The organism is Pseudomonas sp. LB3P25 (assembly GCF_054897985.1).
This window is the reverse complement of the sequence record NZ_CM142711.1, coordinates 2063300-2076096: the sequence shown is the minus strand read 5'-3', so window position 1 is coordinate 2076096 and position 12797 is coordinate 2063300. Positions and strand designations below refer to the sequence as shown.

Genomic DNA, 12797 nt, shown 5'->3' with positions numbered 1-12797 from the left:
AACACCGCCACCGCAAAAAACCGCTTAACGCAGGAGTGCCACCACCTGTTCGGTACTGAATGGCCAGGCCAACTCAGCGCCGGTGTCGACCCGTCGTAACACCGGAATACGCAGACTGTAAGCTTCGAACCATGTTTCGTCGTCAGCGATATCCACCAGCTCCACCAGCAGACCCTCGCGCTCGACAAATTCCATCAGCATGGCTTCGGCGACTTCACAAAGATGGCAACCAACGGTGCCGAACAGCTGACATTCAGGAAGCATGAGCGCTCAACCGAAAAAAATTAAGTCACTATTCTAGGCCTGCCCTGAAATGCCGTCGAGCCATTGAATACTCAACCCTTGGGCCATAACGGCAACGGATCGCGGCAATACGCTGACGCACATCAGTCGCCTTCAATACCCATTGCGCGATGCTCACGGATTATTTGCCTCTACGCTTGAATTGCCAGCGTCCATCACCGGAGTTTTTGTGTTCGCCAACCTGTTGATCATTCTCGCCTCCTCCCTGGTGGTAATTGCACTGTTCCAGCGCCTGCGATTGCCGCCAGTACTGGGCTACCTGTGCGTGGGGCTGATGATCGGGCCGACCGCATTCAACTGGGTTAACGAAAACGAAGAGCTTCCGGACCTCGCCGAGTTGGGCGTGGTGTTTCTGCTGTTCTCCCTCGGGCTGGAATTTTCCCTGTCGAAAATGCTCGCGTTACGCCGAGTGGTGTTTGGGCTTGGCAGTCTGCAGGTGCTGTGTTCCGGGATGCTGCTAGGCGGATTGCTGATGCTGCTCGGCATGCCGATCACGCCTGCGTTGTTACTCGGCGCCGGCCTGTCGCTGTCTTCCACGGCCATTGTCAGTAAAGAGTTGAGCAGTCTCGGCGAGATTTTCAGCAGTCACGGCCAGAATGCCATTGCCGTGTTGCTGTTCCAGGACGTCGTCGCGGTATTGCTGCTGACCCTGGTGCCCGTGTTCGCTGGCAGCAGCGATCAGGCCTGGTATTGGGCGCTGCCACTGACGCTGGGTAAAACCGTCGTGCTGTTTATCGGCCTGTTGCTGGCCAGTCGCTGGTTGCTGCCGCGGCTGTTCCATGAAGTGGCGGCTGCCCGTTCCCCGAAACTGTTCGTGCTACTGGCGCTGGTGATTGTTCTGCTGACGGCGTGGCTGACTCACCTGCTCGGTCTCTCCCCAGCCCTGGGTGCGTTTCTCGCCGGCATGCTGCTGGGGGAAAGCCACTACCGGCATCAGATCGAGGCCGACATCCGTCCGTTCCGCGACATCCTGCTCGGGCTGTTCTTCGTCAGTATCGGCATGCTGATCGACTTGCAGTTGTTCGCCAGCCACGGCCTGCTGATCCTCGGCCTGACTCTGGGGTTGTTGCTGCTCAAGGGCAGCGTCGTTGCGCTGCTGGTCAAATGGCGTGGCAGCGATGGCGAAACCGCCTGGCGTAGCGGCCTGGCATTGGCCCAGGGCGGCGAGTTCTGCTTTGCGCTGATGGCACAGATGCAGCAGAACAAACTGATGCCCGCGGATTTTGGCGGTCTGCTGCTGGCGGCGACCTTCTGTTCGATGCTGGTCACGCCGTTGCTGCTGCGCGCCGCGCCCCACGTCGCCACACGCCTGCACCGCAAGCCCAATGAAGAAGCGAAACTCGAGGAAATCAGCGCGCTCAATGCCGGATTACACAACCATGTCGTGATCTGTGGCTACGGTCGCGTCGGCCAGTCCATCGGACGCGCACTACGCAATGCGCAGCAACCCTATATCGCTCTGGATACTGATCCGGTGCGTGTCCAGGAAGCCGCCGTTGGTGAAACCTGTGTGCATTATGGCGACTCACGCCGCGGTGAACTGCTGGTCGCGATAGGGCTGGAGCGCGCCAGGCTGCTGGTGATCGCCGTGGATCAGACCGACATTGCGTTACTGATCCTCAAGGAAGCGCGGCGACTCAACACGACCGTACCGATTCTGGTGCGCACGCGCGACGACAGCCAACTGGTCGAGTTGAAGGCAGCCGGCGCCAGCGAAGTCGTGCCCGAACTGCTGGAGTCGAGCCTGATGCTCGCCTCCCACGCGCTGATCATGCTGGGATTACCCGCGCATCAGGTACAGGAGCGGGCCGACCAGATTCGGCACGACCGCTATCGACTTCTGCACGGTTTCTATCCAGGCGCTGACGACGAAGAGACCTAGTCCTGACTGACAGCGCCGATCTTGTGCACCGACAAGTCCGCGCCGTAATACTCTTCTTCCTGACTCAGGCGCAGGCCATGGAACGCCTTGATCGCACCATACACGGCAAAGCCACCGGCCAGCGCCACGACCACCCCCAGCGCGGTGCCGATCAACTGGCTGATCAGACTCACGCCGCCCAGCCCACCCAACGCGCTCTGGCCGAAGATGCCGCAGGCGATCCCGCCCCAGACGCCACACAAACCATGCAACGGCCAAACGCCCAACACATCGTCGATGCGCCATTTGACTTGAGCCGCGGTGAAGCACCAGACAAACAGTGCGCCGGCGATAACGCCCGTGATCAGCGCGCCCACCGGGTGCATCAGATCAGAACCGGCACAGATCGCTACCAGTCCGGCCAGCGGGCCGTTATGCAGAAAGCCCGGGTCATTGCGCCCGACGATCAGCGCCGCCACGGTACCGCCGACCATGGCCATCAACGAATTCACCGCCACCAGTCCGCTGACACCTTGCAGGGTTTGCGCACTCATCACGTTGAAACCGAACCAGCCCACGATCAGGATCCACGACCCCAGCGCCAAAAAGGGAATGCTCGAGGGCGCGAACGCCACCAGTCGCCCTTCGCGATAACGACCATTACGCGGCCCGAGCAACAACACCGCCGCCAGGGCCAGCCAACCACCCATGGCGTGAACCACCACCGAGCCGGCGAAATCATGGAAGCTGGCACCAAAGTGCTCCAGCAACCAGGCTTGCAGGCCAAAGTTACCGTTCCAGATCATCCCCTCGAAGAACGGATAGATGAACGCCACGATCAGTGCTGTTGCACACAACTGCGGGACGAACCGGGCGCGCTCGGCGATGCCTCCGGAAATGATCGCGGGTATCGCCGCAGCAAACGTCAGCAGGAAGAAAAACTTCACCAGCCCATAGCCATGATCCGCATTGATCACAGCTGCCGGTTGCATGAAGGTCACCCCATAGGAAATCCAATAGCCTATAAAGAAGTAGGCCAGGGTCGAAATGGCGAAGTCGCTGAGTATCTTCGACAAGGCATTGACCTGGTTCTTTTGTCGAACCGTGCCGACTTCAAGAAAGGCGAAACCGGCGTGCATCGCCAGCACCATGACCGCGCCGATCAGAATGAACAACGTATTGGAGCTATGGACCAGACTGTCCACAGCGCTTTGCAGATTTTCCATGGGGTTGGCAGACCTGAAGGCTAAAAAAGCACCAAAGCAGTTCGCGCAGACAATTCATGCACCAAGTTGCACCTTGCCGGGATCAGCACATTGATCCCGATGAGCCGCTTTGGTGCACAAGGTTGGAACCTTTGCGCGAGTTTTCATTATTTGAGATAAGGTTTTGCTCGAATCCTGCCCAGCAACAGCGCAACGGCGCAGGCAGACGCACCACGACGTAGCAAAAGTTGTACCAGTCATTTGTACTGAACCTTCGCGCAAGGCTCATACTCGAACGTTTCAGAAGCCACTTACGGAGATCCACCCATGGCCAGCATCAAGGCAAAGACTGCTCAAGAAATCCTGATGAACGATTTTCAGACTCTGGTCAACGATACCGAACGCTTGCTGGAACACACCGCAACGTTGGCCGGCGATCAGGCTGATGAGTTGCGCGAGCAAATCCACGACAGTCTGCTGCGTGCGCGCGAAACCTTGAAATTGACCGAAGACTCCCTGCGTTTACGCGGCAAGGCCGCCGTTACCGCCACCGAAGACTATGTTCAGGCTAACCCATGGCAATCGGTCGGGATCGCGGCCGGCGTGGGTTTCCTGATTGGCTTGCTGGCCACTCGGCGCTGATATGGCGATCGGCGAATCCGGCTCGTCCGCGACGGGCCCAAGCTCCTCAACGCGGCGCCTGGGTGCCGCTTTTCTTGGACTGCTGCACAGCCATGTCGAACTGTTCGGCATCGAATTGCAGGAACAAAAAGCCCGCACGGTAAGCCTGTTGCTATTCGCAGGCCTGGCGCTGGTTTTTGCCTTGCTGTTGCTGGTGGGGTTGTCGACGCTGGTGTTGATCCTGTTTTGGGACACCTATCGCCTGGCGGCCATCATCGGGCTCTGTGTTTTCTACACACTCGCGGCCATTTTCTGTGCGATGCGCTTGAGAGCGGCGATTTACGATGAGTCCTCGCCCTTCCACGGCACCCTGGAAGAGTTGGCCAACGATCGGGAGCGCCTGCTGCCATGAGCCTGCCTGAACTGCCTCACAACAGCTCGCGCACAGAAATGCGCAAAGCGCTGATCCGCCTGCGCATGGAAATGCATCGCCAGGAAATCCGCCACGAATCCGCGCAACTGCTGCAACCCTTGCAGCGCGTGCGCGGGATGACGCAAAACCTGCACGATGGTTTCGGCATCAAGCACGCTCCACTCTGGGGCGTGGCAGCCGTCACCTTGCTGGGTTTTCTGACGGGTAAGGGCGCCAAGAGCGGTGGCGTCAGCAGTCTCACTCGACTGGTTCGTCTGGGCGCCACGCTGGGGCCATTGATCAAGCTGGTCATGCAAGGCTCTTCGCGTAACCACTAAGGCCGCTATCTGGCTGCATTCTTGCAACATCGGGATTGAACCTCTTTATCGAGGGGTTCGATCCTGCGTGCCTACCCGGTGAGCAGGTTTATCCAAAAACAAGACCTGACCAAGGAGGCCTCGTGATCGACGGGCAACCGCTCGCCTGTTTTCAACCCTTCATCGATACCGCCACCGGCCGTATCGCTGGCGTCGAGGCACTGGGAAGATTGCGCCAGGCCGACGGTCAACTGACCTCGGTGGGGCCGCTGTTCGCCGACCCGCGAACGCCCGCCATCGCGCTGCGTCGTCTGGATCGCCAGATCCGCGATAACGCGCTGAGCCGTCTGCATGAAGCGCCCTCGGACTGGTTTCTGAGCCTGAACATATCACCACGCTGGATCAACCGCTTGCGGCAGGACCAGGCTTTACCGAGCCTCAAGCAATTGAGCAGGCACAACGTCGACCCACAACGCATTGTCTTTGAGATCACCGAACTGGGGGGCGATATTCAGCGCCTGGCCGACGTCGTGGCGCGCTACCGACAGGCCGGCGCGAGGATCGCCATTGATGATTTCGGTGCCGGTTACTCTCAGCTTGATCGCGTACTCGCGCTGCAACCGGACATTCTCAAGCTCGACATGCGCCTGTTCCAGGCCGCTGCGTTGGGTGGACCGAGCAGCGACGTGGTCAAGGCTCTGGCGCAAATGGCGGAGAAAACCGGTTGCTGGATCATCGCCGAAGGGGTGGAAACCGAAGCTCAACTGAGTTTTGCCCTGGAGTGCGGTTCGCGCTACGTTCAGGGTTTTCTGTTCGCCCGCGCGCAAGCCGATTTCTATGCCTCGGACGCCTTTGTCGAGCGCTTCGCGCAACTGCGTCAGCGCTATGTTCAGCAAAAGCTGAATGAGCGCGGTCGCCTGACGATCATGCGCCAACAACTCAGCGAACTGATGACCATCCTGCAAGCATGGGCTCAGGCCCGCGCACCGCTCAGCGCCTTGCCACAACTGGATGCATTTCCCTGGCTGCTGCGCTTCTATCAATGCGACCGCCACGGTACGCAGCTAACGCCCAACCTTGAATGGCGCAACAACGGTTGGGAGGCCGACAATCGCTACCTGGGCCACAACTGGTCGTGGCGCCCCTACTTCTATCACCTGCTGGCAGAGGGTTGGGATGAGCGCAGGCTGACGCTCTCCAACACTTACCGCGATGCCACGAGCAACCAGTACTGCCTCACCGCCGGGCAATTTTTCGACCACGGCGAGCGACTGCTGCTCATCGATATTGACGCCGTCGGGCTGTAGGAGCCGGGCTTGCTCGCGATGACGGCAGTTCACTCGATATTGCAGCGCCTGATACACCGCCATCGCCGGCAAGCCGTGCTCCTACAGGTGTGTGCGTGTTTTTCCCTTGCAGGTCCTGACGCGAACCCGGAAGCTAGTGCCCTGTCTCACAAATACGTTCCTCTTTTGACGAGTGGCTGTGGTCGTCAGGCAAGGCGCCGCGACGAGTCATAGCCCGCTATGGCGAGGAGCGGCAACGCAGCATGACGGCGACAGACACCGTCAAAAAGGAACAGTATTTGCGAGACAGGACACTCATCAGTCACTCGACGGAGAGAACCAGCCTTGGATTGGCAAACCCTGCTTACCCGCGAACGCCTCGGAAAGCCTCTGCACAGCCCGGAAGAACTCGGCCGCAGCCCTTTCCACAAAGACCACGACCGCATCATTTTCTCGGGAGCGTTCCGCCGTCTCGGGCGTAAGACCCAAGTCCATCCGGTCACCAGCAACGATCATATCCACACGCGCCTGACCCACTCGCTGGAAGTCAGCTGCGTCGGCCGTTCGCTGGGCATGCGCGTCGGCGAAACCATCCGCAGCGCCCTGCCCGACTGGTGCGAGCCCAGCGACCTGGGGATGGTGGTGCAATCGGCTTGCTTGGCCCATGACATCGGCAATCCGCCCTTCGGCCACTCCGGCGAAGACGCGATTCGCCACTGGTTCCAGCAAGCCGCCGGTCGTGGCTGGCTGGATGCGATGAGCGAAGTCGAACGCAATGACTTCCTCAATTTCGAAGGCAATGCCCAAGGCTTCCGGGTACTTACCCAGCTGGAATATCACCAGTTCGACGGCGGCACCCGGCTGACCTACGCCACACTGGGTACTTATCTGAAGTATCCATGGACGGCAAAACACGCGGATTCACTGGGCTACAAGAAACACAAGTTTGGCTGCTATCAGAGCGAATTGCCGCTATTGGAACAAATCGCCCATAAACTTGGCCTGCCGCAACTCGAGGAACAGCGCTGGGCGCGCCATCCGCTCGTGTATCTGATGGAGGCTGCCGATGACATCTGTTACGCGCTGATCGATCTGGAAGACGGTCTGGAGATGGAGTTGCTGGAGTACGCCGAAGTCGAGTCTCTGTTGCTGGATCTTGTGGGTGACGATCTGCCGGAAACCTATCGCCAGCTTGGTCCACAGGATTCGCGCCGGCGCAAACTGGCGATCCTGCGAGGCAAAGCCATTGAACACCTGACCAACGCCGCAGCCCGGGCCTTTGTCGAGCAACAGGATGCGTTGCTGGACGGTACGCTGCCCGGTGATCTGGTGGAACACATGCACGGCCCTGCCAAGCGTTGCGTACTGAATGCCAAGGACATGGCGCGAAAAAAAATCTTTCAGGACAAGCGCAAGACCCTGCATGAAATCGGCGCTTACACCACGCTGGAAATCCTGCTCAACGCCTTCTGCGGCGCGGCACTGGAACAGCACAACGGTCGAACGCCGTCCTTCAAGAGTTGCCGAGTCCTCGACCTGTTGGGCAACAATGCGCCCGATCCTCACGGCTCATTGCACGCCTCGTTTCTACGGATGATTGACTTCATCGCCGGCATGACCGACAGCTATGCAAGTGAAATGGCGCTGGAGATGACCGGTTGTTCGAGCCACTGAAGAGACCCGGGTGATCAGCCATTACGCCGCCTGCAATGGTTGATTGACCTCTCAAAACCCAAGTGCGCTCAACGTTCGCCGAATCCCCCTACAACATGTGCCGAGCTAACTGATCGATTATTCGGTAACCTCGCGAAATAATCTCGCTTCCTTCAGTTCGACAGAAGAAGCGTGAATAATCCTATGTTCAAAGACGATCTGCGCATCTTGCTGGTGGAAGATCATCCCTTCCAACTCCGGGCGACTCAATACCTGCTTGAGAGTTACGGTTTCACCCAACTGACCACCACCGACAGTGCCGATGGCGCCTTGCAACAGATGCTCAAGGCTGTGCAACCGTTTGATATCCTTTTGTGCGATCAATGTCTGCCCGACCTCTGCGGGCTTGATCTCGTCGAATTCGCCAGCCATCGGGGGATGATTAGACAGGCAATACTGTTAAGTAGCCTGACATCCGCCGAACTGGACGAACTTGAAAAAAAGGCCAACGAACACGGACTGCCATTATTGGGTTACTTGATCAAACCGCTGAAACAATCCGAATTTAGAAACTTGTTGACCTTGGCCTCACTGTAAATAAACGTATACCGAACACACTAAAAACTCAACACAAACACAATTCAAAACTTACAAACCAATATTTCCAGCAATCTGACTAACCCTCAACAACCTTCACCCTTCCTCATAAAAAACCTAGTTGATACGTAGTCCTATTCTTCTTCACCTGTAGGAACATTCCTATATTGCCACTACAGGTCCGTCAGTTCATGCGTCGCCTCAACTATCTGAGCTAAGGTGCGCGCTTTATTTGAGCGCGTATGGGATTTGATTATGAACTCCGTTTTTATTGTCGACGATCACCCGGTCATCCGCCTTGCCGTCAGAATGTTGCTTGAACATGAAGGTTACAAAGTCGTCGGCGAAACTGATAATGGGGTCGACGCCATGCAGATGGTTCGCGAATGCATGCCTGACTTGGTCATTCTCGACATCAGCATTCCCAAACTGGATGGGCTGGAAGTTCTCGCCCGATTCAACGCAATGAGTACCCGCCTGAAAACATTGGTGTTAACAGCACAGTGCCCGACACTTTTCGGTATTCGCTGCATGCAATCCGGCGCATCGGGATATGTGTGTAAACAGGAAGATCTGAGTGAACTGGTAAGCGCTATAAAGGCCGTATTGTCAGGTTACAACTATTTCCCAAGTCAAGCCTTGAATCCTGTTCGCTGTGATGATGCGCGCTTCGCCGACCTGGAGCTGTTCAAGTCAGTCAATGACCGGGAACTGATGGTATTGCAACTTTTTGCCCAAGGCCGCACCAACAAGGAAATTGCCAAAGGTATGTTTCTGAGCAACAAGACTGTCAGCACTTATAAAAAACGCCTCATGCAGAAACTCAAAGCCAAATCCCTGGTTGAACTCATCGATATGGCAAAACGTAACGCGTTAGTGTGAGAAACAGGATGCCCAGTCGTATAAAGGATTATCTGACACTCATGGCCGCAGGTTTATGCCTGACCGCCTCAGTGGCCGCTGCGCAGACCGTCAGCGAGAACTACACCCTGATGAGTCGCTCAATGGCCGGACACCAGGAAGTCCAACTGGATAACGCACAACGACAATGGATTGAGAATAAACGGGAACTGATCCTGGGCACGTCAGCCCCGGACTACCCCCCTTTCGACCTGACCGTCAGTGGTCACGACTACGAAGGCTTTACCGCCGATTACGCGGGCATCCTCGGCAAAACAACCGGTTTGCCAATCAAGGTTCTGAGATTTTCGTCCCGGGAGGCCGCTATAGAGGCACTCGAAAACGGCGAGATCGATTTGCTGGGGACCGCCAATGGATTCGAAGCTCACAACGCTGACATCGTACTTTCCACCCCCTACGCCGTGGACCAGCCGGTTCTGGTGACACGTGAAGGTGAAACCAGAACCTTGACCGATGGCCTGGCCGGTCTGCGGCTGAGCATGGTGTATCACTACTTGCCGCTGGCGGAGGTCAAGGCAATGTATCCGAGGGCGATCATCACGTCCTTTCCGTCCTACCAGAATGCGATCAATGCCGTTGCCTTCGACCAGGCTGACGTTTTTCTGGGTGACACCATTTCCACCCATTACATGATCAACAAGGGGTATCTGAACAACATTCGCATGGCCAACTTCGGCAAACACGAAGCCCACGGTTTCAGCTTTGCCGTGCACAAGGACAACCCGCAACTGCTCGGGATCATCAACGCAATACTCATGGCCATCCCCACCAGCGAACGAGACAACATCGCAAAACGCTGGAGTGCCGGCAGTGACATGCTTCTCACCGATCAAAAACTGCAGCTCACCCACAATGAGGAGCGCTGGCTGGTGCACAATCCGGTAGTGCGTGTGGTGGTCAATGAGGCTTTTGCGCCGCTGACGTTTTTCGACAGTGATGGCAACTTTCGTGGGGTTACCGCGGACTTGCTCGAGCTGATCAGATTGCGCACCGGTTTGCGCTTCGACGTCCATCGCAGCCGCAGTGATGACGAGATGGTCGAGCAGATCAGAGACAACAAGGCCGACTTGATCGCCGCCCTGCTCCCCAGCGCCCAACGTGAAACGACGTTGAACTTCACCCGCCCCTACCTGCAAAACTCCTTTGTCCTGCTGACTCGCAAAGCCGTCGACAGCCCGACAAGCCTTGCGCAGTTGCAGGACAAACGCCTGGCAATCGCCCAAGGCAATCCCCTGGTGGATTATCTGCGCAGCGAGTTCCCACGGATCAAGCTGATTGAAACCCCAGACACGTTCAGCGCCGTGGAGTTGCTGGCCGAAGGCAAGGCAGAAGGTGCAGTGAACTCACTGGTGATTGCCAACTACTTCATCTCATCGCGACTCTTCGAGCAAACACTTCAAATCAGTACCACCATTGGTACCCGCCAGGCCGCGTTCTCCCTGGCCACAGGCCGAGATGCCAAAGAACTGAACGCCATCCTCAACAAGGCGCTGCTGAGCATTGCACCGGAAGAACTGGGCATCATCAACAGCCGCTGGCGCGGCTATTCGGCGTCCTCGCAAAGTACCTGGCGCAACTATCACCGACTGTTCTACCAAATCGTTATCGGGGCCGGGGTGCTGCTGCTGATTTCCGTTGCCTGGAACGCTTACATGCGTCGCCAGATAAAGCAGCGTCAGGCAGCCGAGCGCGCATTAAACGATCAATTCGAATTCATGCGATCACTGGTCAATGGGACGCCTCATCCCATCTACGTCCGCGATCGTCAGGGACTGCTGCAAAGCTGCAACGACAGTTACCTGGAAGCCTTCTGCGCGAGACGTGAAGACGTCATCGGCAAAAGCGTCATGCAAGGCAGCATGAGCAATGCGTTCGAAGCACGGGAGTATCAGGCCGATTACCAGCGCGTCGTGGCCGAGGGCATACCGCTGATTCTCGATCGCGCGCTGCACATCGGCGGCCGCAGACTGACGATTTACCACTGGATTCTTCCCTACCGTGATTCGAGCGGTGAAGTGCAAGGCATCATCGGCGGCTGGATCGACATCAGCGAACGGCGGCAACTGTTCGATGATCTGCGCGATGCCAAAGAGTGCGCCGATGAAGCCAACCGAGCCAAAACCATTTTTCTGGCGACCATGAGCCATGAGATCCGCACCCCGATGAATGCGGTCATCGGCATGCTCGAGCTAACGCTGAAGCGTATCGATCATGAGCACCCGGATCGCCCGGCCATCGATGTGGCGTACAACTCGGCGAAGGACCTGCTGGAGCTGATCGGGGACATTCTCGACATTGCCCGGATTGAATCCGGGCGCTTGAGCCTGAGCCCTGAACGGGTCAATCCAAATGAAATCGTGGCCTCGGTGGTGCGGGTCTTCGATGGACTGGCGCGCCAGAAAAATCTCCGGCTGCGGCTGGAATTCCGCCCTGCCAATAGGGAGTTTGATGTCCTGTTGGACCCGATGCGCTTCAAACAGGTGTTGTCCAACCTGGTCAGCAACGCCATCAAGTTCACAGAGCAAGGCCAAGTCAGGATCATCGTCGACTTGCACCCGACCGCCGAGCCTGAGCGGGTCCGGATGCTGTTGCAGGTTCACGACAGCGGCATAGGGATCAGTGAACAGGAACAGCGGCGGCTGTTCGAACCTTTCGCTCAGGCCGATAACTCCGGGCAGTCAGCCAGAGGCGGTGCGGGGCTTGGGCTGGTGATCAGCCGCAGCCTGTGCGAAATGATGGACGGAAGCCTGCAATTGAGCAGCCAGCCGGGTGTCGGCACTCAAGTCGAGGTGTCGTTGCACCTGGCAACACTGCCACTCGAACAGATGCCGGAGACTGCTGAAGCGCAAATCCACACCACGACGGCCCCCTTGAATGTTCTGGTGGTCGACGATCACCCCGCCAATCGCTTGCTCATGCGCCAGCAACTGGAGTTTCTGGGCCACCGATTCAGCGTCGCGCCGGATGGCCAGGCGGGATTTCAGGCATGGGAAGTCGAGCCGTTCGATCTGGTGATTGTCGATTGCAACATGCCGATCATGAACGGATACGAACTGGCCCGCGCCATTCGCCGACATGAACAACAAACGCACCGCCCGCCCTGTACCCTGCTGGGTTTTACCGCCAACGCACAACCGGAAGAAGTACAACGCTGCAAACACGCCGGGATGGACGACTGCCTGTTCAAGCCCCTTACCCTGACAGCCTTGAGTCAGTGGGTTGAAGGTATCAAGCCAACCGTCCGCAATCCGGCGTTCAGCCTGCAAGGACTGCGTCTTTTGACCGGTGGCGATCCGGTATTGGACCAGCGGTTGTTGACCGAACTGTTGAACAGCAACCGCCTGGACCGACAGGAATTGCTGGCGCTGTCCCCACCCAAAGAGCCTCGGTCATTTCTCGACGTTGCCCACAAAATCAAGGGCGCCGCCCGAATCGTCCAGGCTTCCCGGGTGATCGACAGCTGCGAGGCGCTGGAAAAGGCCTGCCATGAGGCATTTCATCACGACGAAGTGGCCGATTGCAGCAAGGCTATAGAGCGCGCCATGCTCGAATTGGAGCAAGCATTGCAGCAACAGATCAGCCAAAACGACAACAGCAGAATGACAGAGCCTTAACTATGCT

At 57.5% G+C, this 12797-nt stretch carries 11 protein-coding genes; 9 read left to right on the top strand and 2 right to left on the bottom strand.

The features are described 5' to 3' along the window. Positions 1-24: 24 nt before the first annotated feature. Entirely contained in the window at positions 25-264 is a 240-nt protein-coding gene (locus tag ACYZTW_RS09205; RefSeq protein ID WP_140683451.1) for a glutaredoxin family protein, read from the bottom strand. Between the two features lie 208 nt (positions 265-472). Between ACYZTW_RS09205 and ACYZTW_RS09200 the strand changes: the two genes are divergently transcribed. Continuing rightward, positions 473-2185, top strand: coding sequence for a cation:proton antiporter (locus ACYZTW_RS09200; protein WP_462004596.1), 1713 nt, complete (start codon positions 473-475; stop codon positions 2183-2185). On the opposite strand, the gene ACYZTW_RS09195 is transcribed toward ACYZTW_RS09200, so the two are convergent. Beyond that, positions 2182-3390 (bottom strand): ammonium transporter, encoded by a 1209-nt coding sequence (locus ACYZTW_RS09195; protein ID WP_134419154.1) that lies wholly within the window; start codon positions 3388-3390, stop codon positions 2182-2184. The genes ACYZTW_RS09200 and ACYZTW_RS09195 overlap by 4 nt on opposite strands. A gap of 306 nt (positions 3391-3696) precedes the next feature. Between ACYZTW_RS09195 and ACYZTW_RS09190 the strand changes: the two genes are divergently transcribed. From ACYZTW_RS09190 to ACYZTW_RS09155, 8 genes are all read left to right on the top strand, one after another. Continuing rightward, the gene (locus tag ACYZTW_RS09190) at positions 3697-4011 is read left to right on the top strand and encodes an ElaB/YgaM/YqjD family protein (protein ID WP_462004595.1); all 315 of its coding nucleotides are present in this window, start codon (positions 3697-3699) and stop codon (positions 4009-4011) included. 1 nt (position 4012) lies between these two features. Then, positions 4013-4402: a phage holin family protein gene (locus tag ACYZTW_RS09185; RefSeq protein ID WP_140683439.1), complete on the top strand. Its 390-nt coding sequence runs from the start codon at positions 4013-4015 to the stop codon at positions 4400-4402. Then, a complete protein-coding gene (locus tag ACYZTW_RS09180) occupies positions 4399-4740 on the top strand; it encodes a hypothetical protein (RefSeq protein ID WP_462004594.1) in 342 nt (113 codons plus the stop codon). Before ACYZTW_RS09185 ends, ACYZTW_RS09180 begins: the two co-directional genes overlap by 4 nt. A gap of 122 nt (positions 4741-4862) precedes the next feature. Next, entirely contained in the window at positions 4863-6026 is a 1164-nt protein-coding gene (locus tag ACYZTW_RS09175) for an EAL domain-containing protein (protein ID WP_462004593.1), read from the top strand. 324 nt (positions 6027-6350) lie between these two features. Further along, positions 6351-7679, top strand: coding sequence for a deoxyguanosinetriphosphate triphosphohydrolase (locus ACYZTW_RS09170; protein ID WP_462004592.1), 1329 nt, complete (start codon positions 6351-6353; stop codon positions 7677-7679). A gap of 183 nt (positions 7680-7862) precedes the next feature. Further along, positions 7863-8255 carry a response regulator gene (locus ACYZTW_RS09165; protein ID WP_095131946.1) on the top strand — a complete coding sequence of 131 codons (393 nt, stop codon included), beginning with the start codon at positions 7863-7865 and terminating at the stop codon, positions 8253-8255. A gap of 255 nt (positions 8256-8510) precedes the next feature. Next, positions 8511-9137: a response regulator transcription factor gene (locus ACYZTW_RS09160; protein WP_046049241.1), complete on the top strand. Its 627-nt coding sequence runs from the start codon at positions 8511-8513 to the stop codon at positions 9135-9137. An 8-nt stretch (positions 9138-9145) separates the two neighbouring features. Next, positions 9146-12790 (top strand): transporter substrate-binding domain-containing protein, encoded by a 3645-nt coding sequence (locus ACYZTW_RS09155; RefSeq protein ID WP_462004591.1) that lies wholly within the window; start codon positions 9146-9148, stop codon positions 12788-12790. Positions 12791-12797: the final 7 nt, after the last annotated feature.